General features: G+C 73.0%; 17 protein-coding genes. 11 read left to right on the top strand and 6 right to left on the bottom strand.

Annotated features, from left to right (window positions below; translation table 11 throughout):
- Window positions 1–290: 290 nt before the first annotated feature.
- Entirely contained in the window at window positions 291–1,913 is a 1,623-nt protein-coding gene (locus QFZ75_RS09200; RefSeq protein ID WP_307535406.1) for a protein phosphatase 2C domain-containing protein, read from the top strand.
- 93 nt (window positions 1,914–2,006) lie between these two features.
- A complete protein-coding gene (locus tag QFZ75_RS09195) occupies window positions 2,007–3,749 on the top strand; it encodes a pyruvate dehydrogenase (protein ID WP_307535404.1) in 1,743 nt (580 codons plus the stop codon).
- A 15-nt stretch (window positions 3,750–3,764) separates the two neighbouring features.
- On the opposite strand, the gene QFZ75_RS09190 is transcribed toward QFZ75_RS09195, so the two are convergent.
- Entirely contained in the window at window positions 3,765–5,237 is a 1,473-nt protein-coding gene (locus QFZ75_RS09190; RefSeq protein ID WP_307535402.1) for a helix-turn-helix transcriptional regulator, read from the bottom strand.
- Between the two features lie 243 nt (window positions 5,238–5,480).
- Between QFZ75_RS09190 and QFZ75_RS09185 the strand changes: the two genes are divergently transcribed.
- From QFZ75_RS09185 to QFZ75_RS09175, 3 genes are all read left to right on the top strand, one after another.
- Window positions 5,481–6,182, top strand: coding sequence for a hypothetical protein (locus QFZ75_RS09185; RefSeq protein ID WP_307535400.1), 702 nt, complete (start codon window positions 5,481–5,483; stop codon window positions 6,180–6,182).
- A 115-nt stretch (window positions 6,183–6,297) separates the two neighbouring features.
- Entirely contained in the window at window positions 6,298–6,822 is a 525-nt protein-coding gene (locus QFZ75_RS09180) for a hypothetical protein (RefSeq protein ID WP_307535398.1), read from the top strand.
- Between the two features lie 693 nt (window positions 6,823–7,515).
- Window positions 7,516–7,917, top strand: a complete 402-nt coding sequence (locus tag QFZ75_RS09175) for an ATP-binding protein (RefSeq protein ID WP_307544337.1) — start codon at window positions 7,516–7,518, stop codon at window positions 7,915–7,917.
- Window positions 7,918–7,967: 50 nt separating this feature from the next.
- On the opposite strand, the gene QFZ75_RS09170 is transcribed toward QFZ75_RS09175, so the two are convergent.
- Complete coding sequence (locus QFZ75_RS09170) at window positions 7,968–9,002, bottom strand: DUF2637 domain-containing protein (RefSeq protein ID WP_307535396.1); 1,035 nt, start codon at window positions 9,000–9,002, stop codon at window positions 7,968–7,970.
- 323 nt (window positions 9,003–9,325) lie between these two features.
- Window positions 9,326–10,228 (bottom strand): (2Fe-2S)-binding protein, encoded by a 903-nt coding sequence (locus tag QFZ75_RS09165; protein WP_307535394.1) that lies wholly within the window; start codon window positions 10,226–10,228, stop codon window positions 9,326–9,328.
- A gap of 489 nt (window positions 10,229–10,717) precedes the next feature.
- Between QFZ75_RS09165 and QFZ75_RS09160 the strand changes: the two genes are divergently transcribed.
- Window positions 10,718–11,590, top strand: a complete 873-nt coding sequence (locus QFZ75_RS09160) for a GntR family transcriptional regulator (protein ID WP_373466032.1) — start codon at window positions 10,718–10,720, stop codon at window positions 11,588–11,590.
- 141 nt (window positions 11,591–11,731) lie between these two features.
- On the opposite strand, the gene QFZ75_RS09155 is transcribed toward QFZ75_RS09160, so the two are convergent.
- A complete protein-coding gene (locus tag QFZ75_RS09155) occupies window positions 11,732–12,505 on the bottom strand; it encodes a hypothetical protein (RefSeq protein WP_307535392.1) in 774 nt (257 codons plus the stop codon).
- A 261-nt stretch (window positions 12,506–12,766) separates the two neighbouring features.
- Complete coding sequence (locus QFZ75_RS09150; RefSeq protein WP_307535390.1) at window positions 12,767–14,557, bottom strand: PucR family transcriptional regulator; 1,791 nt, start codon at window positions 14,555–14,557, stop codon at window positions 12,767–12,769.
- Window positions 14,558–14,970: 413 nt separating this feature from the next.
- Between QFZ75_RS09150 and QFZ75_RS09145 the strand changes: the two genes are divergently transcribed.
- The 5 genes from QFZ75_RS09145 to QFZ75_RS09125 all read left to right on the top strand — a co-directional run bounded on the left by QFZ75_RS09145 (window position 14,971) and on the right by QFZ75_RS09125 (window position 21,844).
- Window positions 14,971–15,870, top strand: coding sequence for a xanthine dehydrogenase family protein subunit M (locus QFZ75_RS09145; protein WP_307535388.1), 900 nt, complete (start codon window positions 14,971–14,973; stop codon window positions 15,868–15,870).
- Window positions 15,870–16,469 (top strand): (2Fe-2S)-binding protein, encoded by a 600-nt coding sequence (locus QFZ75_RS09140; protein WP_307535385.1) that lies wholly within the window; start codon window positions 15,870–15,872, stop codon window positions 16,467–16,469. Before QFZ75_RS09145 ends, QFZ75_RS09140 begins: the two co-directional genes overlap by 1 nt.
- Window positions 16,466–18,865, top strand: a complete 2,400-nt coding sequence (locus QFZ75_RS09135; protein WP_307535383.1) for a xanthine dehydrogenase family protein molybdopterin-binding subunit — start codon at window positions 16,466–16,468, stop codon at window positions 18,863–18,865. The genes QFZ75_RS09140 and QFZ75_RS09135 overlap by 4 nt, the downstream gene beginning before the upstream one ends.
- Window positions 18,866–19,086: 221 nt before the next feature.
- The gene (locus QFZ75_RS09130; protein WP_307535381.1) at window positions 19,087–20,544 is read left to right on the top strand and encodes an NCS2 family permease; all 1,458 of its coding nucleotides are present in this window, start codon (window positions 19,087–19,089) and stop codon (window positions 20,542–20,544) included.
- 94 nt (window positions 20,545–20,638) lie between these two features.
- Window positions 20,639–21,844, top strand: a complete 1,206-nt coding sequence (locus tag QFZ75_RS09125) for an XdhC family protein (RefSeq protein WP_307535379.1) — start codon at window positions 20,639–20,641, stop codon at window positions 21,842–21,844.
- A 76-nt stretch (window positions 21,845–21,920) separates the two neighbouring features.
- On the opposite strand, the gene QFZ75_RS09120 is transcribed toward QFZ75_RS09125, so the two are convergent.
- Window positions 21,921–22,580 (bottom strand): ATP-dependent endonuclease, encoded by a 660-nt coding sequence (locus tag QFZ75_RS09120; protein ID WP_307535377.1) that lies wholly within the window; start codon window positions 22,578–22,580, stop codon window positions 21,921–21,923.
- Window positions 22,581–23,008: the final 428 nt, after the last annotated feature.

Raw genomic sequence — 23,008 nt, 5'->3', positions numbered from 1 at the left:
TGCGACGTCGCGGGGCCGGCGGGGACCGGTCAGGACCGGCCAATCCGCCTTGTTCGCCCGCCCGCGCGGATGAACGGGGCGACGGGTGGAACCCGCCCCGTGAACCGGCCGGGACGCCGTAGGGCCGGCCGGCCAGAGCGTGACGTGGGCCCGTGCGTACGCCGGAGCCCCGTCGCACCGGCGCCGCCGGGCGGTTCTCCCGTGGGGGGTGGGATCGCCCGGCGGTCCTGTCCGGCCGGTTTTTCCCGATGCCCCGTTTCCGGCGGCCTTCAACGGTGACAATCAGGGACATGAGCCAGCAGGGGGAGAGGCCGACCGGTCATCAGGACGACTGGTGGGGACAGCTGTACGACGACTCCACGGGAGACACGGGCCCCGCACCGGCCCCCGACTCCCTGGACGACCGCTTCGTCTCGGCGACGCACACACTGGACACACCCCAGGACCCCACCACGGTCCCCCCACCCCGTCAGGTGCGCGACCAGCCCTCACGGCCCGCACGGGACGTGCATCCCGCCGGGTCGCCCGCGCCGGAGCCGGGCTCCGGGTCCGGGTCCCGTCAGGGGCGCGGGGAACTGCGCGGGCAACCCCCACGGCCCGCACCGGACGTACATCCCCCCGGGCCCCCGTCCGACCTCCCGCCCTGGTGGCCCCCGACCGGCCCCCCGCCGACGGCGGTGCCCCCGCAGCCACGGGCCGCCGACCCCCGGGGCCCGGCGCCTGCGGACCCGCCCTCCGACCCCCTGCGCCGCAGCGGACTCCAACGGCAGCGCGCCCCCTGGGAGCCCCCGCTCCCCGGGCCCCCCGCGGACACCACGCTCACCGACCGCCCCGCGGCGGGCCCCGCGGCCGGGCTCGCGATCAGCCCCGCCGACGGGCCCGCCCAGGACGGGCCCGCCCAGGACGGGCCCGCCCAGGACGGGCCCCGTGTCCCCACACCCCTCGACCACGTCGGCTCGGGCCCGCCCACCTACGCCCCCGAGCCCACCGCCCTGCCCCCGGCGGACCCGGACGCCCTCGACGACCTCGTCGCCGACACCGTGCTGGACGGGGCCTCGTACGGCACGAGCACCCTCCGAGCCGTCTCGGTACGCGGCGACTCGGCCCGCTACCGGGGCGAACCCCGCAGGGACTCCCTCCTCACCGCCCGCTTCGGCTCCGGCGACACCGCCCTCGTCCTGGTCGCCATGGCGACCGGCGCCCGCGCCACCCCCGACGCCCACCGCGCCGCGGCCGAGGCGTGCCGGTGGATCGGCCGCGCCGTCGGCCGCAGCCACGCCCGGCTGGCCGAGGACATCAGGGCCGCCCGCCGCGGCGACCTGAAGTCGGGCCTGCACCGCCTCACCGACCGCAGCCTCGGCAGACTGCGGGCCGGCGCCGCCGAACAGGGCGTGGAACCGGAGGAGTACACCGCGAGCCTGCGCTGCCTCCTGCTCCCCGCCGACCCCGAGTGCCGTACGCGCGTCTTCTTCGGCGTCGGCGCGGGCGGCCTGTTCCGGCTGCGGGACGGCGAGTGGCAGGACATCGAGCCGCGTGTCGCCGAGACCACCGGCGAGGCCGTCGTCGGCTTCGGATCGCTGCCGCACGAGACCCCCGACGGCGACCGGCTCACCATGGACCTGAACATCACCACGCCCCCCAGCCCGTACGAGCCCGCCCCCGAGCCGTCGCCCCGCGACCCCTTCCGCTTCCGGGCCTCCGTCGCCCGCCCGGGTGACGCGCTCCTCCTGTGCAGCAGCGGACTCGCCGAACCCCTGCGCGGCGAGCCACGTCTGGTCGAACACCTCACCGCACGCTGGTCGGCGGGACCGGCGGGCGGCCCGCCCGGCCTCGCCGCCTTCCTCGCGGACACCACGGTCCGGGTCAAGGGTTACGCCGACGACCGGACCGCCGCCGTCGTCTGGGAGGCGTAACCGCGTCCGCTGTGAGCAGATGGGACCTGAGGGAATCCCGTGACAGCGAACGACGGGGAACGACAGCGAACGACAGCAAGGGGCGCGTGACTCATGGCCAAGCAGAACGTCGCCGAGCAGTTCGTCGACATCCTCGTCCGCGCGGGCGTCGAGCGCATGTACGGGGTGGTCGGCGACAGCCTCAACCCGGTGGTCGACGCCATCCGCCGCAGCCCCGCCATCGACTGGATCCACGTCCGGCACGAGGAGACGGCGGCCTTCGCGGCGGGCGCCGAGGCCCAGATCACCGGCAGGCTCGGCTCCTGCGCGGGCTCCTGCGGCCCGGGCAACCTGCACCTCATCAACGGCCTGTACGACGCCCACCGCTCCATGGCCCCCGTGCTCGCCCTCGCCTCGCACATCCCGTCCAGCGAGATCGGCCTCGGGTTCTTCCAGGAGACCCATCCCGAGCAGCTGTTCCGCGAGTGCAGCCACTACAGCGAGATGATCTCCAGCCCGAAGCAGATGCCCCGGCTGCTGCAGACCGCCATCCAGCACGCGGTCGGCCAGGGCGGCGTGAGCGTGGTGACGCTGCCGGGCGACATCGCCGACGAGCCCGCCCCGGACAAGGCCGCCGAGACCGCGCTCGTCACCTCCCGCCCCACCGTGCGCCCGGGCGACACCGAGATCGACCGGCTCGCCGCGATGATCGACGAGGCCGACAAGGTCACCCTCTTCTGCGGCAGCGGCACCGCGGGCGCGCACGCCGAGGTCATGGCGTTCGCCGAGAAGATCAAGTCCCCGGTCGGGCACGCCCTGCGCGGCAAGGAGTGGATCCAGTACGACAACCCGTACGACGTCGGCATGAGCGGACTCCTCGGGTACGGCGCCGCCTACGAGGCCACCCACGAGTGCGACCTGCTGATCCTGCTCGGCACCGACTTCCCGTACAACGCCTTCCTCCCCGACGACGTCAAGATCGCACAGGTCGACGTGCGGCCCGAACGCCTCGGCCGGCGCTCCAGGCTGGACCTCGCGGTGTGGGGCGACGTGAAGGAGACCCTGCGCTGTCTCACCCCGAAGGTGAGCCCCAAGAGCAACCGCCGCTTCCTGGACAAGATGCTCAAGAAGCACGCCGACGCGCTCGAAGGCGTGGTCAAGGCCTATACGCGCAAGGTCGACAAGCACGTCCCGATCCACCCGGAGTACGTCGCCTCCGTGCTCGACGAACTCGCCGACGACGACGCCGTGTTCACGGTCGACACCGGTATGTGCAACGTGTGGGCGGCCCGCTACATCTCACCGAACGGCCGCCGCCGCATCATCGGTTCCTTCTCCCACGGCTCCATGGCGAACGCCCTGCCGCAGGCCATCGGCGCCCAGTTCACCGACCGCGGCCGGCAGGTCGTCTCGATGTCGGGCGACGGCGGATTCTCCATGCTGATGGGCGACTTCCTCACCCTCGTCCAGTACGACCTGCCGGTGAAGGTCGTCCTCTTCAACAACTCCTCGCTCGGCATGGTCGAACTGGAGATGCTGGTCGCGGGGCTGCCCTCGTACGGGACGGGCAACAAGAACCCCGACTTCGCCGCCGTCGCCCGAGCCTGCGGTGCCTACGGCGTACGCGTGGAGAAGCCCAAGCAGCTCGCGGGCGCCCTCAAGGACGCCTTCCGGCACAAGGGCCCGGCGCTCGTCGACGTCGTCACCGACCCGAACGCCCTGTCCATCCCGCCGAAGATCAGCAAGGAGATGGTCACCGGCTTCGCCCTGTCGGCGTCGAAGATCGTCCTCGACGGGGGAGTGGGCCGCATGGTCCAGATGGCCCGCTCCAACATCCGGAACGTGCCCCGGCCGTAGACCGGTGCGGGGCCGTCAGTCGGCGGGCACCCAGCGGCGCTCGGAGCCCTCCGAGCCGTACCAGTAGCGCGGCAGGCCCTTGATGGAGCTCGTGCGGAACGGGCTGCCGTGGTCGTCGATGCGGACCGTGCCGGTGCGGCCCTCGGAGGACCAGTCGAGTTCGAGGTACCAGGAGCAGTCGCAGGTCTCCGTCCGCGCGGTGACCAGCAGCATCTCCGGGTCCGCGGCGGACACCCGGTAGGGCATGCGGACCGCCGGGATCGGCGTGCCGCTGTCGTTGCCGGGGACCGAGTGGGCGATCGGACGGTCCTTGTCCAGGTCGACGGCGAAGGAACGCGGCGTCATCGAGCCGCCGCAGCCCTGTTCCATGGCGTAGACGGTGCCGACGACGGGCGCGGCGCGGCCGGCCACCCGGACCCGCAGCGCGGTCAGGACGACGGCGGTGGAGGTCCGGCCCTGCACCGAGATCTCCACGTTGGTGTCCCGCCCGTGCACGGCACCCTGGGTCGCGGCCCAGGTCCCGGCGTCCTGCGGGGCGGGCGGCGGCGGAACCTGCGTGGGCTCCTTGCGGATGACGTAGTCGTGGCCGCAGCCGGACTGCCAGGCCTGCGAGTTCGCCGTCCAGGTGAGCGGTACGCCGACGGATCCGCCGCCGTTCGCCTTCGCGTTCTTCGAACTCCCGGAGTTCCCCTCGGTCCCCCTGTTCGTCGTGCCCTTCGAGGGCGCGCCGCCCGCGCCGGGGGACCCGGACACCCCGCCGGCGGCGTCACCGGCCGAGGACGAGGGGCCGGTCCGGCCGGGGGACGGGCTCGTCGACGGGCGGTGCCGTGTGTCCGGCGCCCCCGTCGTCGGGGACGGGCCGACGCTCCGGGAGGCGTCGTCGGACGACCCGCCGGCGGAGAGGGCCGACAGGCCGCCCAGGGTGATGATCAGCGCGGAGGCCGCGGCGACGGTGACGGTCAGCCGCCGGCGGTACCAGGTGGGCCGGCCGACTCCCGAACCGGCGTCGGACACGAGCCCGGCCGGAGGGCTCGGAACGGACGGGACCGCGGGGCCCGGTGCGGACGCGGCCCCGGCTGTCTCACCGTCGGGCTCCGCCTCGTCCGGTGCGGCCATCTCGGCCGTGGCGGGCGCCGGGTTGTCCGGCGGGGCCGCCGCCTGTGTACGAGGCCGCTGACGGGCCGCGACCGCCAGGATCCAGCGGCGGTGGAGTTCGAGCCGCTCGGCCGGTGTCGCCCCGCACAGCACGGCGAACCGTTCCACGGGGGCGAAGTCGACCGGTACCGCGTCACCGGCGCAGTAGCGGTGCAGCGTCGAGGTGTTCATGTTCACCCGGCGTGCCAGCGCGCCGTAACTGCGGTCCGTCCGTGCCTTCAGACGTCTCAGCAGTTCCGCGAACTCCTCGACGTCGTCGTCCCGAGTCGACACCGTTCCCCCGTACCCGTCGTCGCCCAGCCTCCTGGGCCGTGTCCCGTCCTGGAAGAGCATCCCAGGCACTCCATGTACCTGCACGTCAGGAGGGATGGGATGGTTCCACCGTCGTGGAAACGCCGCCGTCTGTTGCGCAGGGGCCGAGTGACGGCTGATGCTTCTGGTGTCGCACCGACCGCCGCCGGACCGACCAGCCGGCGGCAGCCCACGACGGGCCCTCGCGGCGGCACCCGACCACCCACGCACATGCGCCCGGCTTCGCCGTGCACGCAGTACGCACAACAGGGGGACGACATTCCGATGACCGATCCAACGACCAGCCGCACCCGGACCGTGGCGCTCACCGCACTCGCCGCCTCGGCCCTCGCCGTGGGTACGGCGCTCGCCGGCCCGGCCGGCGCCTCGGTGAGTACTTCGGCGAACACCTCGGTGAGCACTTCGGCGAACACCTCGGCGAAGGCCACGACCACCGTCACGGCGAAAGCTCCGGCGCCCAGGTTCCTGTCGGCCTCCCAGCTGCCCCCGCACGCCACGTCCGCCTGGACCGCGGGGAAGGTCACGCCCGGGGTCCCCGACGAACTGGTGTTCTGCCTGCAGGACGCGCTGCCCGGCTACGACTCCTCGTACCGGGATTTCCGGACCGACCTGGAGACCAACGCCCAGCAGCTCACCGTCGTCGTCGGCAGTAACGCCAAGGCCGGCGCCCTCGCCGCGCGGCTGAACAAGGAGATCAAGGCCTGCGCGGCCAGGGCCGAGCAGGGCGACCCCGAGATCGAGGCCACGTACAAGGACTACGGCGCGCTGCCCGTCGAGGAGGGTGCCCGGGTCCACGGGCTGCACACCAGTGCCTCCTGGGGAGCCACCGACATCAGCCTCTACTCGGTCGGCCGGGACGGCCGCACCGTGACCGTCGTCAGGTGGGCGCAGATGGGCGGCTTCTCCGACGCGCCCGTGAAGGCCTTCAAGAAGACGACGACCACCGCGGTCGGCAAACTCCGCTGACTGCCCCACAGAGCCGGGGCCGCCCTCACGCCACGGGGGTCGAGAGGGCGGTTCCCACCATGCCCAGCAGCACGACCAGCACCACGACCAGTACGACAACGGGGAGTACGAAGCAATGACCAGCACCACCATCACGCGCACGCCGGGCCGCCGCGCCGCTCTTGTCGCCGGCCTCGTCGCCGTGACCGCCCTGCCGCTCGCGATCACGGCCTCGGCCTCGGCCGAGGCCACGGGGGGTTCCGCCAAGGCCACCGTGTCCCGGTCGGTCAGCGGGCAGCCGACGGACTCGGTGACCCGGATCGCCGACTTCTACGGGGCGTACATCGACGCGCAGAGCGACCCGGACACCGGCGGGAAGCTGGTGACCGAGCTCCGTAAGTACTACGTGCGGGCCGACTACCTCGAAAAGCTCGAGGCCTGGGAGGAGAAGAACCACGCGGACGGTGTCCTGCGGGCCCAGAACGTGCCGCAGAAGTGGACGGTCAGGGACAACGGCACGACGGACTACACGGAGGCGGTCGTGACGCAGACCTGGGGAGACGGGACCACGACGAAACTCGTCGTCGACATGACCCGTGACCACAAGATCATCCACATCGGCGCCAAGGGAATCGCCGGCAAGGGGATCGGCGGCAAGTAAGCGCTTCAGGCGCGCGGTTGCCGTTGTCCGGGTCGGCGGGTCGGCCCTGCGACCGGCGGATCAGGTCTGCGGCCGGTCGGATCAACCCCGCGGCCGGTTCTCGACCGGCTTGTGTACGACCGGCTTGTGTACGGCCGGTGCGGCAGGCGGGTGTCGGCGGACGGGGCGAGCGCCGGCACTCGCCCCGCCGACCGGGCACCGCGGGCTCCGGGGGGTGCGCCACGGCCGGTTCGCCGCCGCCCCGCGGGGCGGTTGTCCCGGGCCCGCATCCGTGGTCGCGGGGCGCGGAGGGGGGAACCGGCCGGGGTCGCACCGGCCGTTCCCGACGGTCCGCCGCGCGGCACCGGTCCGCCGACGTACGCCGCGCCGGTCCCGCACACCGGAGGCCGCACACCGGAGGCCGCCGCCCGCGAGGCCTTCCGTGCGGTCGCGCAGAGGTGTACCCGTCCCTGGACGGACCGCCTCCGGCACAGGCCACCGGCACATCCATGACCCACGCTTGAGGATCCGGCATGACTGCCGCCGTCAAGGGCGGGGCATGCATCCCCGTGAACGTGTTCGAGCAGGAGGGGTACCGACAGCACGGCGGGGGCCATGAACAGGTATGCGCGAGGGGGCGGTCCCGCTTTATCCGGGGCCTCCTCGGCGGAAACGACGAAGAAGGCCACGGCCGTGGAGGCCACGGCGAGGACCATGCCCGACCAGCAGGACTCCTCGCACCTGAGGCGCCGGCTGCGGCGCTGCGACCTGCGGGCGGTGCCCGAGGTCCGCAGGGCGGTGCGGGACCTGCTCGCCCAGTGGGGGCGGCCCGGCAGGTCCGAGACCGCGGAACTGCTGACGAGCGAGATCGTGACCAACGCGCTCGTCCACACCGATCAGGAAGCGCTGGTGACGGCGACCGTGGGCCCGCGCGGACTGCGCGTGGAGGTACGGGACTTCGAGGCCCGCAAGCCGCGGCTGCGGGTGCCCGACGTACGGGACGGCACGCACGGCAGGGGTCTGGTCCTGGTGCAGTCGCTGGCGGACGCCTGGGGCGTCCGCGTGCACGGTGTGGGGAAGGCGGTGTGGTTCGAACTGGACGGGGGCACGGCATGAATCGCCGCGCCCCCGTCCACAGCCGGGCCGTCGTGCGGCCCGGGTCCCGCTCAGCCGAACTGCTGCTCCAGGTCCTTCAGCTTGCGCTCGAGCGAGTCGAGCCGCGGAAGGGCCATTGTGTCGTCCTCCGCGGTGAGGTCGACCGTCGCCGGCTCACCGCTGCGGCGGACGGGCTGCAACGAGGGTCGGGCGGCGCGCTGGGGCAGTTCCGGCGTTGATATGGCAGGCTCCGCGGCGGACTGCGGGGCCGCCTGGGCCGCCTGGAGTTCCGCCTGACGGCCACCGCGGCCGATCATGCCGCGGTGGCCGCGGGTGATCGCCTTGATGCGGGCACGGTCGAGCTTCTCCTGGTCGCGGCGACGCAGCCGGTTCTGCTCCTTGTCCCGCTTGTCCTCGCGGACTTCCTCGACCGCCTCGTCCAGGCTGCGCACGTTCTCGAGGAGCATCAGCGACCAGGCGGCGTACGTCTCACGCGGGGCACGCAGCCACCGTACGATCCGGATCTGCGGCAGCGGGCGGGGCACCAGGCCCTGCTCGCGCAGCGCGGCACGGCGGGTCTGCTTCAGCGCGCGGTCGAACAGGACTGCGGCCGACAGGGACATGCCGGCGAAGAAGTGCGGAGCGCCCGCGTGGCCCATGCCCCGGGGAGCGTGCACCCAGTTGAACCAGGCGGCGGCCGCCGCGAACGTCCACACGAGTATCCGGGAGCCGAGCGCGGCGTCACCGTGGCTGGCCTCGCGCACCGCGAGGACGGAGCAGAACATGGCCGCGCCGTCCAGGCCGAACGGCACCAGGTACTGCCAGCCGCCGGACAGGTTCAGATTCTGCTCGCCGAAGCCGACCAGGCCGTGGAAGGAGAGGGCGGCGGCGACCGCGGCGCAGCAGAACAGCAGTACGTAGGAGGCGGTGCCGTAGACGGCCTCCTTGCGCCTGCGGCGCTCTTCCGTGCGCTCCCACGAGTCTTCGGCGTGGGTCTTCTCCCCGGCGCGCTTGCCACGCGCGAGCACCGCAACCGCCGCCAGCAGGCCCAGGAGCAGCACGGCGCCGGGTAGCAGCCAGTTCAGCGATATGTCGGTCAGTCTCATCTGGGGTCCCTTGCATTGGGATAGGGCGTAACGCCCGTCATAGTGGCCCAATCCCGTGGGTCCTCAGGGGGTTTCGGAGCAAGAGGCCGCCAAGAGAGTGCAAGGGGATGCGAGTGGGCGGCATTCTCCTCGAACTGCCGCTTGAGGAGCGAGAGTTGAGTGCGATTTACATTACCCTTACGGGTGGTTCCACGGAAAGTTCTTGCGGCGGGTGAGGGTTTTGTGAAGCAGTCGTAACCTGGGCGGCCGCTTCCGTGGTCAAGGCGCCCGGTCCGACATCGAGTTGATCTTACGTGATGTTCGCAGGACGCCTGGAGCGGGGCTCAGGCCGCCGAGGGCCGGGCCGCCGCCGAGGCCGCCTCGGCCGTCAGCTTCGCGATGCGGGTGGCCTCGGAGTTGCGGGGGCAGTTGGCGCAGGTGTCCTCGGCGTCGAGGGTGTAGTAGAAGCAGCAGCTGGCCCGGTCGCGGGTCGGCAGGCACTCGCCGTTCGAACCGGTCACCTCGCGGAAGCCGGCCGTGCCGACGTACGGACGGGTGGCGCCGGGGAACAGCCGTTCCAGTTCGGCCGTGGCGCGCTCCTGCTCACCCATGAGACCGGCTACGTGGTGGAGGCTCTCGACGACCTCGTCGGTCACCATGGCCCACAGGGCACGGCCCCGGCGCCGCGTCCGCGGACCGAATCCGTCCAGGACCGGTTCGAGGTGCTCGGCCACGGCGGCCCGTACCTCCGCGCGCAGGGCCTCTTCGTCCGGGACGACGCGGGCGCCGGGCAGTACGGCCGCCGGGTCGTCGGGCAGGCAGGCGAACTCGCCCACCCGTACCGCGATACGGCCGGGCATGCGTTCGAAGGTCACGTTCCGCACGGGGAAGCGGGGGACGCGGCGCAGCACGAACCACGGCACCGTGATCAGCAGACAGGCCGGCCAGGCGTACCGGTGCAGTCCGAAGCCGGCGATCACGTCCGGGCGGCCACGGCGGCCGTGGTCGGCCAGCACCTGCTCGTCGTCCCAGGCGAGGAAGGCGTCGAGGTCGGCCCCCGCCTCCGCGAGCCTCGCGACCGCGAACCGCCCGTCGCCCGTCGGGGCCGGTTCGCCCGGGGCGAGCTCCGTCACTCCCAGGGCCGGGAACACCGCGGTCATCCGCGTGTACGCCTCGGTGAGGGGTGAGTACGGAGCCGCGTGCGCGAGGGTACGGGGCGCGGTCGCGGCCGGGGCGGGAGCGGACATGCGGGACCCCGTTTCGTGATCATCGACCAGGTAAGGCTTACCTTACCGGATAGGGTCGAGGTTTACCCTGTTCTGTCGGCCCCCGCCGAACACCATTCGAATTTCCCCCACCAGTACCGCCCACCCCGCCAGGAGGCTCCCGTGAGGCACCCCGATGCACACGAGGACGCACACGAGACGCATGCCCCGGCCGGGGCCGCGGCGCGGTCGTACCAGCAGTCGTACCAAGGGGAGGCGCGTCCCGAGGCCGCTCGTCCCGAGGCTGCTCGCCGCGCGGAGGCCGGTCCGGGGACGGGCGCTCCGCGGGTGCCCGCGCAGGCGCGGTCCGGCTCCGAGGCCGGCGGCCGGGCGGCCGGGGCGGGACGTACCGGGGCCCCGCGTGACGGCGACGTCCCCGAGACCGCGACCTCCTCGGTCCCTGTTCCCGCCGCCCCCGCCCCTCCCGCCGTGCCCGCGGCCCGTGGCGAGCACACCCATGGCGAGACGCCGATTCCCCGGCCGCGGGTGACGCGGGAAGGGGTACGGGAGCAGCGGACGCCCGGTGCCTCCGAAGGTCCCGGCGGTTCCGGCGGCCTCGGTGATCCTGGTGGCACCGGCGGTCCTGGTGACACCGGCGGTCCCGACGTTTCCGGTGGACGGGCGGCGCCGTACGGGCTGCGGGTGTCCGAAGCCCGTACTCCGCACCCCGCCACCCCCGCCTCCCTGTCCGGATCGGCCTTCGCCGCCGCGGCCCCCCGGCCCGTGATCCAGCGGGCCTCCGTGCGCGGCCAGGTCCTCGACGCCCTCCGGTCCGCCCTCGTCGCGGGCGACCTCGCCCCCGGTGAGGTCTACTCCGCCCCGGCACTCGGCGAACGTTTCGGCGTCTCGGCGACCCCCGTGCGCGAGGCCATGCAGCAACTCGCGATCGAGGGCGCGGTGGAGGTCGTGCCCAACCGCGGCTTCCGGGTCATACGGCGCGGGGCCCGCGAACTGGCCGAGCTCGCCGAGATCCGGGGCCTCGTGGAGATGCCGGTGATGCTGCGGCTGACCCGTACGGTGGCCGCCCCCTGCTGGGCGGAACTGCGCCCGCTCGCCGAGGCGACCGTGGCGGCGGCGTCCACCGGCGACCACGCGCGCTACGCCGAGTCGGACCGCGTCTTCCACGCCGCGGTCCTCGCCCTCTCGGGCAACCGCCAGCTGGTGCAGCTCGCGGACGACCTGCACCGCCGGGCCCAGTGGCCCCTGGCCGGCGCCCCCACCCGCCGCCCCCGCGCCGACCTCGTGGCGGACGCCGCCCAGCACGCGGCCCTCCTCGACGCCCTGGCCGCCGAGGACGTCGCCACCGCCCAGTCGGTCGTGCGGAAACACTTCGCAACCGGCTGACCGGTCCCGCACCGCCTGACCGTCCCGCACGGGCCGGCCACCGCCCCGCTTCCGGCGGCCGGCCGCGTCTCCGAGGTGCAAGCCGCTTCCGTGAACCTCAAGGCGTCTCTCAAGCCGCTTCCGTGAACCTCAAGGCGTCCCTCAAGCCGTCGCCGCCGGCGGGACCAGCTGGTCCGCCAGCCAGGTCGGTACGCCGCCGAGGAGCCGGAACAGGCGTCCCGCTTCCGCCCGGAGGCGGGACGCCTCCGGTTCCGTCTCCGCGTCGGCCAGGGACGCCAGCGCCGGGGCCGTACCGACCAGGTAGCCCAACTCCTCCCGGATCCGCAGGGATTCGGCGAAGCCGTGCCGGGCCTCCGCCAACTCGCCCTCCCGCAGCGCGAGCCCGGCCAGATGGCGCCACGTGAAGGAGAGGAGCAGCGGATCGTCGTGCGCGGTGGCGCCGGCGTGGGCGCGGCGGTAGGCGGCACGCGCCGACTGCGGGGAGTGCGCCAGGTTCTCCGCGAGCAGCCCCCGCCGGAAGTCGAGCAGCGCCCGTCCCCGCGCACCCGGCGCGATCAGGGCCGCGGCCCGCCCGAGCGCGGCCCGCGCCTCGTCGGCGCGGTCCCGCACCGCGAGCAGCGTGGACGCGTACGCGAGCTGCCCCCGCTCGCACGCGGCCGCCCCCCGCTCGTCGTCGCTCCGGGCCAGTGCCTCCGCCGTGCGCAGCGCGTCCTCCGCCTCCGCCCACCCCTGCTCGGTGTAGAGGCACCGCTCGACGAGGAGCGAGGCCCGCTGCAGGGCGGCGGCCGCCGTGCGCGGTTCGAGGAGCGCCGCCGCGTCGGCCCAGCAGGCGCGTGAGCGCAACCGCCATACCGCGGTCTGGAGGGGATCGTCTCCTGAAGTCGTTCCGTGACCAGACATGGCGGAATGCGCCACGTTGCCCTCCCCGAGCACGCCATTGAGCTGTTGAGTGGTGGCGGCATCTCAGCACGAATCATCGCGCCCGGCCAAGGGGGTAGGTGAAGGATTTCACAAAGTCGTGGGAGAGATCATGGGACAGATCGTGGGATAGGTCGTGGGACAGGTAGGGGAATAGGTAGTGGGGCGGATCGTGGGACAGAGGCGTCACCCGGTGCCGGTCCGGGCGGCCGGCCGCACCTGGACACCAGGGACGACGTCCCGCGCGGGCCCGTGACCTCAGCTCATCCGCAGCGCCAGGAAGAAGTCCAGCTTGTCCTCGAGCCGGGACAGATCCCGGCCCGTCAACTGCTCGATGCGCCCGATCCGATAGCGCAGCGTGTTGACGTGCAGGTGCAGCCGGGCCGCGCAACGGGTCCAGGAGCCGTCGCAGTCGAGGAACGCCTCCAGCGTCGGGATCAGCTCGGCGCGGTGCCGGCGGTCGTACTCGCGGAGCGGGTCCAGGAGCCGGGCCGTGAAGGCGCGGCGCACGTCGTCCGGCACGAACGGCAGCAGCAGTACGTGGGACGCCAGCTCCTGGTGGCCTGCCGCGCACACCCGCCCGGGCCGGGCCGCGGCCACCCGGCGTGCGTGCCGGGCCTCCTCCAGCGCACCGCGCAGCCCCTCCGCCGAGTGCACGGCCGCGCTGACGCCGAGCGTGAGCCGCCCGTCGCCGTCGAGCCCCGCCGACAGCGGCTCGCGCACGGCCTCCAGGATCACGTCGGCGAGCAGCCCGGTCTCCGAACCGTCGTGCTCGGAGGAGACGGCGGGCAGGGGGACGAGCGCGACGGCCTCGTCACCGATGTGGGCGACCGCGATCCGGTCGGACGGTTCGGGTCCCGACGACAGCGGGTCGATCAGGATCTCCTCCAGCACCGCCTGCGCCACCGGACCCCCCGCGAGTCCTCCCGCGCCTGCCCCGGTCCCTGCTCCCGCCGGCCCTCCCGCAGGTCCCGCGGACCCCTCGGACCGTCTCGCGCCGCTGCCCGTCCCGGCCCGGGCGGCGGAAGGCCCACCTCCCGTCTCGTCCCATTCGACGCGGGCGACCACGACCTGCCAGTGCGGGGCCGCGCCGAGCCCCGGCAGCAGCACGGGCGCCGCGACCCGCAGCCGCGCCGCGATCTCGGTGGGCGCGGCCCCGGCCTGCACCAGTTCCAGGACCTCCTGTGCGACCCTGCGCCGCACGGTGCGCGCCGCGTCCCGGCGCTCCCGCTCCACGGCGATCAACTGCGTCACGCCCTCCAGCAGGTCCAGCCGTTCCGACGGCCAGTCCCCGGCGTCCGCCTCGACCGCCAGCAGCCACTCCGACAGCACGGTCTCGCGCACATCGCGCGCGCCCGCCGCACCGCCGCGGCCGCCGCCGCGCACCGGGAAGAGCGAGTACGTCGTCGGGCCGACCGCCACCCGGTACGGTCCGCGGCGGCCCGAGCGGACCCCCGCCAGGTGCTCGCCGGCCAGCGCCGCGCGGACCCCCGCGGGCAGCGGCGCCTCCGTGAGGTGCGAGCCCGCGATGAGGCGTCCGGCGGGGGAGAGTACCCAGGCGCGCAGGTCCAGGTCGGAGCCGAGCAGGTCCAGGACCACGTCCGGGCCGCCGCCCGCGGGCCCCGAGGTCATCATCCGGCGGTGCCGGTCCACCACGGCCGCCAGGTCCCCGGCCCGCTCGCCGGAGACCTGCCGTACGACGTGCTCGGTGATCGTCGCGAAGGCCACCGACTCGTTGACGGCGAACAGCGGCAGCCGGTGCCTGGCGCAGGCCGTCACCAGGTCGTCGGGGATCGCGCCCAGCTCGGCCTCACCCGCGGCCAGCGCCGTGACCCCGGCGCCCGCGAGGATCCGTACGAACGGTTCGGAGTCGCCCGCGCCGCGGCGCCAGGCGAGGCCCGTGAGCACCAGCTCGCCGCCCGAGAGGTACCGGCTCGGGTCCCGCAGGTCCGTGGTCATCACACCCCGCACGGTGCGGTCCAGCTCGTCCTGGCCGCCGAGCAGCCGCAGGCCCAGCGCGTCCGTGTCCAGCAGTGCGCGCAGCCGCATCTCGTCGCCGCCGTTCTGTCTCGAAATCCGTGGTGGATGGGGAACCGATGGAGGGGGTGGAACCGATGAAGGGGAGAAGGGGGAACCGATGGAGGAGAGAGGGAAGGAACCGATGAAGAGGAGGAACCGATGAAGGGGGGAGGCCGATTCCGGCCGGTGGCCGGCGCGCAGCGGACTGCGTCCGGCGTTTCCGAGGGAAAGCCAAGAGGTTACTGATGGCCTCCGTTCATACGAATCTACAAGATGCGCGCCCTGGCCAGCCAACTCCTTCATGGTTTCGGTGACTGACTCCATTGGCGGAACGCGCTGTGTACTGGCTCCCATCCACGTGAACACCTCATGAACGAGCCGGGCCCGCCGCACACGATCTGGCTTGATCAGCATGCTCCACGAGACGAAGAAGAGAGCCGGTCATGGACTTCCTTCGCCCCGCCAGCTGGGAGGAGGCGCTCGCCGCGAAGGCAGCGCATCCCACCGCTGTGCCGATTGCGGGCGGCACCGACGTGATGGTCGAGATCAACTTCGACCACCGCCGCCCCGAGTACCTGCTGGACCTGAACCGGATCGGCGAGCTGGGCGACTGGGAGGTCGGCGAGGAGTCGGTCCGTCTGGGCGCCTCGGTCCCGTACACGGCGATCATGGACAACCTGCGCGGCGAACTGCCCGGTCTGGCCCTGGCCTCCCACACCGTGGCCTCCCCGCAGATCCGCAACCGCGGCGGGGTCGGCGGCAATCTCGGCACCGCCTCCCCGGCCGGCGACGCCCACCCCGCCCTGCTCGCGGCGGGTGCCGAGGTCGAGGCCGAGTCCGTCCGGGGCTCACGGCTCATCCCGATCGACGACTTCTACACCGGGGTGAAGCGCAACGCGCTCGCCCCCGACGAGCTGATCCGCGCCGTCCACATCAAGAAGGCGGACGGCCCGCAGCAGTACTCGAAGGTCGGCACCCGCAACGCCATGGTGATCGCGGTGTGCGCCTTCGGCCTGGCCCTGCACCCCGGCACCCGTACGGTCCGCACCGGCATCGGTTCCGCCGCGCCCACACCCGTACGGGCCAGGGCGGCCGAGGAGTTCCTGAACGCGGCGCTCGAAGAGGGCGGCTTCTGGGACAACCGCAAGATCATCACGCCGTCGGTGGCCAAGCAGTTCGCCGAGCTGTGCTCCGGTGCCTGCAACCCCATCGACGACGTCCGGGGCACGGCGAGCTACCGCCGCCACGCGGTCGGCGTCATGGCCCGCCGCACGCTGACCTGGACCTGGGAGTCGTACCGCGGCCCCGACAGCACCGCACAGCAGAAGGGCAGGGCCGCGTAATGCGTGTCAGTTTCACGGTCAACGGCCGTCCGCAGGAGGCCGACGACGTATGGGAGGGCGAGTCCCTGCTGTACGTGCTGCGGGAACGCATGGGCCTGCCGGGCTCGAAGAACGCCTGCGAACAGGGGGAGTGCGGTTCCTGCACGGTCCGCCTCGACGACGTGCCGGTCTGTTCGTGTCTGGTCGCCGCCGGCCAGGTCGAAGGGCGTGACGTCGTCACGGTCGAGGGCCTCGCGGACTTCGCCAAGCAGCGCGCGGAGCACGGGGGTTGCGCCTCCGCGGCTCCCGGTTCCTGCGGTACGCCCTTGGACGCGGCCAGACAGTGGGAGGCCCGTCCCGCGGACTCGCGGACCGGCGAGGGCACCGAACTCGCCCCCGTCCAGCAGGCGTTCATCGACGCCGGAGCCGTCCAGTGCGGCTTCTGCACCCCGGGCCTGCTGGTCGCGGCCGACGAGATGCTGGAACGCAACCCGACCCCGACCGACGCGGACATCCGCGAGGCGCTCTCGGGCAACCTCTGCCGCTGCACCGGCTACGAGAAGATCATGGACGCGGTCCGCCTGGCGGCCGCCCGGCAGGGAGAGGCGGTCCGACGATGACCACCCGCACCGCTCCCCTCGGCACCCCCACCAAGGTCACCCAGGGTTCGGGGGCCAGGGGCGGCATCGGCGAGTCCACCCTCCGTCCGGACGGCACCCTCAAGGTCACCGGTGAGTTCGCGTACTCGTCCGACATGTGGCACGAGGACATGCTGTGGGGCCAGATCCTGCGCTCCACGGTCGCGCACGCGCAGATCCTCTCCATCGACACCGGCGAGGCCCTCGCGACGCCCGGTGTGTACGCCGTCCTGACGTACGACGACCTGCCGACCGCCGTGAGGAACTACGGCCTGGAGATCCAGGACACCCCGGTACTCGCCCACGGCCGCGTACGCCACCACGGCGAGCCCGTCGCGATCGTGGCCGCCGACCACCCGGAGACCGCCCGCCGGGCCGCCGCCAAGATCAAGGTGGAGTACCGGGAACTGCCCGTCGTCACGGACGAGGCCTCGGCGACCGCGCCGGACGCCCCGCTGATCCACGAGGACCGGGACGACCACCACATCGGTCACGTCGCGCACCCGAACATCGTCCACCGCCAGCCGATCGTCCGCGGTGACGTGGAGGCGGCCCGTCGGCGCGCCGACCACATCGTCGAGGGCGAGTACACCTTCGGCATGCAGGACCAGGCGTTCCTGGGCCCCGAGTCGGGTCTCGCCGTGCCCGCGGAGGACGGCGGCGTCGACCTGTACGTCGCCACCCAGTGGCTGCACTCCGACCTGCGCCAGATCGCCCCGGTGCTCGGCCTGCCCGAGGACAAGGTCCGGATGACGCTCTCCGGGGTCGGCGGCGCGTTCGGCGGCCGCGAGGACCTGTCGATGCAGATCCACGCCTGTCTGCTGGCGCTGCGCACGGGCAAGCCCGTCAAGATCGTCTACAACAGGTTCGAGTCCTTCTTCGGCCATGTCCACCGCCACCCCGCGAAGCTGCACTACGAGCACGGGGCGACGAAGGACGGCAGGCTGACCCATCTGAAGTGCCGGATCGTCCTCGACGGCGGCGCGTACGCCTCCGCGTCCCCGGCGGTCGTCGGCAACGCGGCGTCCCTGGCAGTCGGCCCGTACGTGCTCGACGACGTCGACATCGAGGCCGTCGCGCTCTATTCCAACAACCCGCCCTGCGGGGCGATGCGCGGCTTCGGCGCGGTCCAGGCGTGCTTCGCCTACGAGGCGCAGATGGACAAGCTCGCCGACGCGGTGGGCATGGACCGGGTCGAGTTCCGGCAGCTCAACGCCATGTCGCAGGGCACGGTCATGCCGACCGGCCAGAGCGTCGACTCGCCCGCCCCGGTCGCCGAACTCCTGCGCCGCGTCAAGGCGATGCCGATGCCGCCGCAGCAGCAGTGGCTCGCGGCCGGTGAGCAGGCGGACGTCCGCCAGCTGCCCGGCGGTCTCTCCAACACCACCCACGGCGAAGGCGTCGTACGCGGTGTCGGCTACGCGGTCGGCATCAAGAACGTCGGCTTCTCCGAGGGCTTCGACGACTACTCGACCGCCAAGGTCCGCATGGAGGTCGTCGGCGGCGAACCCGTCGCGACCGTCCACACCGCGATGGCCGAGGTCGGCCAGGGCGGTGTCACCGTCCACGCGCAGATCGCCCGCACCGAGCTGGGCGTCGCCCAGGTGACGATCCAGCCGGCCGACACGCAGGTGGGGTCGGCCGGTTCGACCTCCGCGTCCCGTCAGACGTACGTCACCGGCGGCGCCGTGAAGAACGCGTGCGAGCTGGTGCGCGAGAAGGTCCTGGAGATCGGCCGCCGCAGGTTCGGCACGTACCACCCGGCCTGGGCCACCGCCGAACTGCTCCTGGAGGGCGGCAAGGTCGTCACCGACGCCGGCGAGGTGCTGGCCGACCTGGTGGACGTGCTGGAGGACGAGGCCGTCGAGGTCGAGGAGGAGTGGCGGCACCGGCCGACCGAGGCCTTCGACCTGCGCACCGGACAGGGCGACGGCCACGTCCAGTACTCGTTCGCCGCCCACCGCGCGGTCGTCGAGGTGGACACCGAACTGGGTCTGGTGAAGGTCGTCGAACTGGCCTGCGCGCAGGACGTCGGCAAGGCGCTCAACCCGCTGTCCGTCATCGGCCAGATCCAGGGCGGTACGACCCAGGGACTCGGCATCGCGGTCATGGAGGAGATCATCGTCGACCCGAAGACGGCGAAGGTCAGGAACCCCTCCTTCACCGACTACCTCATCCCCACGATCCTCGACACGCCGACCATCCCCGTCGACGTGCTCGAACTCGCCGACGACCACGCGCCGTACGGGCTCCGCGGTGTCGGCGAGGCCCCGACCCTGTCGTCGACCCCGGCCGTCCTCGCGGCGATCCGTGCCGCGACGGGCCTGGAACTCAACCGGACACCGGTCCGTCCGGAGCACCTGACCGGTACGGCGTAGGCAGGCCGCCGCCACTGTGCCCGCCTGTCCGCAGGGCGGAACGGGTGGGCACAGTGGCGGCACCCCGGCACCGGGCACCCGTGCATCACGGCACCCGCAGCCGGTTCAAGCACAGCACCGCGTCTCGCCTCGGGCCGTCCCCCGGGTCGTGCACCTTCCCAAAACCCGCGCCGCCACGGCGGTACCCGCGGGTGCCCCTATGAACCTTGGGAGAAGGCACCATGGCCCAGCAGTCACTGGAGCCCAGGACCACCGCCGACGACGCGGGTGAAGGAACCCGCGTCCCGGCCGGCCGGTCCTGGCTCGACCGCTACTTCCACATATCCCTCCGAGGCAGCACGGTCGCGCGTGAGGTGCGCGGCGGCATCACCACCTTCATGGCGATGGCGTACATCCTCCTCCTCAACCCCCTCATCCTGTCCGGCAAGGACGCGGCGGGGAACACCCTCGGCCAGCAGGCGCTGATCACCGCGACGGCGTTCGCGGCGGCCTTCACCACGCTCCTGATGGGCTTCTTCGGCAAGGTGCCGCTCGCCCTCGCCGCGGGACTGTCCGTCTCGGGAGTCCTCGCCTCGCAGGTCGCGCCCCAGATGACCTGGCCGCAGGCCATGGGCATGTGCGTGATGTACGGCGTGGTCATCATGCTCCTGGTCGTCACCGGGCTACGCGAGATGATCATGAACGCGATCCCGCTGGCGCTGAAGCACGCGATCACCATGGGCATCGGCCTGTTCGTCGCCCTCATCGGGCTGGTGAAAGCGGGCTTCGTCCACCAGGGCGAGGCGACCCCGGTCTCCCTCGGCGCGACGGGCGAGCTGGCCGGCTGGCCGGTGCTGCTCTTCGCCGTCACGCTGCTCGCCATCTTCATGCTCCAGGCACGCGGCGTCCCCGGCGCGATCCTGATCGGCATCGTCGGCGGCACCGTACTCGCCGTCGTCCTCAACGCGACCGGCGTCATCGACCCCGGGCAGTGGGCCGCCGGCGCACCCGAGTGGCACGGCAGCGCGGTGTCGATGCCGGACTTCTCGGTCTTCGGGGCTGTCGAGTTCGGCGGCTGGGGCGAGGTCGGCGCGATGACGGTCGGCATGATCGTCTTCACGCTCGTCCTCGCCGGGTTCTTCGACGCGATGGCCACCATCATCGGCGTCGGCACCGAGGCCGGGCTGGCCGACGACAAGGGCCGGATGCCGGGCCTGTCCAGGGCGCTGTTCATCGACGGCGCGGGCGGGGCGATCGGCGGCGTCTCGGGCGCCTCCGGCCAGACGGTGTTCGTGGAGTCCGCGACCGGGGTCGGGGAGGGCGCCCGGACGGGCCTGTCCTCGGTCGTCACCGGTCTGTTCTTCGCGGCCTGCCTCTTCTTCACCCCGCTGACGGCGCTCGTCCCCGGCGAGGTGGCGGCGGCGGCGCTGGTCGTCATCGGCGCCATGATGATGACGAACGCCCGCCATGTGGACTGGGCCGACCGCGCCACCGCGATCCCGGTCTTCCTGACCGCCGTGATCATGCCGTTCACGTACTCCATCACGGCGGGGGTCGCGGCCGGGGTTGTCAGCTACGTCGCCATCAAGATCGCGCAGGGCCGGGCGCGGGAGATCGGGCCGTTCATGTGGGTCCTGACGGCGGTCTTCCTCGTCTTCTTCGCCCTGAACCCGATAGAGAGCTGGCTGGGCATCCACTAGCCGCACCTCGGCACAGGCGCCCCGTCAGGGGCGCGGGGAACTGCGCGAGCAACCACGACGCACCCGCACATGCATCCGCAGAGGAGACCGAACGATGCTGGACATCGCCGAAGACCTGCAGCACTGGGTCGCGGAGGGCCGCGACTTCGCCGTGGCCACCGTGGTGGCGGTCGGCGGCAGCGCCCCCCGCCGCCCGGGCGCCGCCCTGGCCGTGGACGCCGCCGGCACGGCGATCGGCTCGGTCTCCGGCGGCTGCGTGGAAGGCGCGGTCTACGACCTGTGCCGACAGGCGCTGGAGGACGGGGAGCCGGTCCTCGAACGCTTCGGGTACAGCGACGAGGACGCCTTCGCGGTGGGCCTGACGTGCGGCGGGATCATCGACATCCTGGTGACCCCGGTGCACGCCTCCTCACCCGTCCGCGAGGTGTTCGCGTCGGCACTGTCCGCCGCCGCGCGCGGGGAGGCGGCGGCCCTGGCGCGCGTCGTCTCCGGACCGGCGGACCTGCTCGGCCGCGCCCTCCTCGTACGCCCGGCCGGCTCCGGCGGACCTGGCGGACCCGGTGGTCCGGGCGGCCCCGACCGCCCCGGCGGCCCGTACGAGGGCGGGTTCGGGGCGCATCCCGAGCTGGACCGTACGGTGGTGGAGGAGGCGCGGGCCTTCCTGGACGCGGGGCGCACCGGCACCCTGGAGATCGGGGAGCGGGGCTCCCGTTGCGGAGCACCGCTCACGGTGCTGGTCGAGTCCTCGGTTCCGCCGCCCCGGATGATCGTCTTCGGCGCGATCGACTTCGCCTCCGCCCTGGTCCGCGTCGGCACGTTCCTGAACTACCGCGTGACGGTGTGCGACGCGCGTCCCGTCTTCGCGACGGCCGCGCGCTTCCCGGAGGCGGACGAGATCGTCGTCGAGTGGCCGCACACCTACCTGGAGCGCACGGAGGTCGACGCCCGCACGGTCCTATGCGTGCTGACGCACGACGCCAAGTTCGACGTGCCGCTCCTCGGACTCGCACTGCGGCTGCCGGTCGCCTACGTCGGGGCGATGGGCTCCCGCCGCACACACCTCGACCGCAACGAACGCCTGCGGGCCGTGGGCGTCACCGACAGGGAGCTGGCGCGGCTGCGGTCGCCCATCGGCCTCGACCTCGGTGCCCGTACGCCTGAGGAGACGGCCCTGTCCATCGCCGCGGAGATCGTCGCGAACCGGCGGGGTGGCAGCGGGGTGTCGCTGACCGGGGCGCACACGCCGATCCACCACGACGCGTCGCCGGTGCCGACGCGCCGCATCGGATCAGTGGCCTGACGCCGGCCGGCCTCCTGGTTCCTCTGGTCCGGCGCACGGTGCACGGCGTATGGCGCACGGGGAGGGGCGAGGGGCGTCAGAGGTGGGCGAGGAGCCGTTCCAGCGGGCGTGGTGTCCGGTCGAGGTCCAGGCCGGCGACGAGCTCGCGGGCGTACTGGGCCTTGCGGCCGGCGTGGGTGCCCATGAAGCGGTGCAGGTGCTGCTCCACGGTCCACCCCCGCTGAGCGGGCTGGTTCTGGAAGGTACGGAACGCGCGCAACTCACCCTGTTCCTCCACCACTTGCTGGATGACGTCGGCGCCCAGCGACCTGATCAGCTCGTCCTCCAGGTCCGCGTCGCACAGGTAGAACCCGAGCGACTCCAGCTTGTCGGCGGTGAGGTCGGAGCCGACCCCGGCCCGTTCCAGCGCACGCCGGAAGAACCTCTCCTCGCCGACGTCGCACAGGCCGGCCAGCCGGGCGTCGAGCCCCTGGGGGCCGCACAGATCGACGAACCGCCCGATGCTCATCGCGCCCCCGAGCGGCACCACCGCGACGCCTTCCCCGTCGAGGTCCCGGCCGTGCCGGGCGGCCAGTGCCTCGACGGCCACCTGGTCGCTGCCGCCCTCGACGAGCACGACCGTACGCAGTCCGGCGCCGTCCGCCAGTTTCCGGGCCCTGATGCCCGCCGCCGACGCCCCCGCACCGCCGGCCGCCCACTCGACGACTGCCTGACGAAACCGCCCCATGTCGTTCATGGGCCCCAGTCTCGCAACCACGGGCGGCCCCGATCCACAGACTTTTCGCCTTCAAGTACCTCTGCCACGGCGCGATCGGCCCGTACCGGACGGCGGTGCACGAGGCGGCAGCGGCCGGGGAGTTCACCCCGGACCCGGCGGAGATCGCCTGGTGCGGCCGGCTGACCGAGGCGGAGTTCCGGCGGGCGCTGTGGCAGTGGCCGTTCGTCCCGGACAGCCGGGAGGCGTTCACGAAGTACACGGAGCTGCCGGGGGTCTTCGCACGCGGCCACGACGGAGGCTCCTCGAGCCGGGGGCCTTCTGGCCGGGTGCGGCCTTTCGGCCGGACGCGGGCCAAAGGGCACACCTCCTCATGGACGTGCCCTGCCGGTCATGGGCGTGCCCTGCCAGCCATCGGCGTGCTGCCCTGCCGGGGAGGCAGGCGTCCT

This window comes from Streptomyces sp. V3I8 (genome assembly GCF_030817535.1).
Classification (GTDB): domain Bacteria; phylum Actinomycetota; class Actinomycetes; order Streptomycetales; family Streptomycetaceae; genus Streptomyces.
The sequence above is the reverse complement of the archived record's forward strand: the minus strand, read 5'-3'. Positions and strand labels throughout refer to the sequence as shown.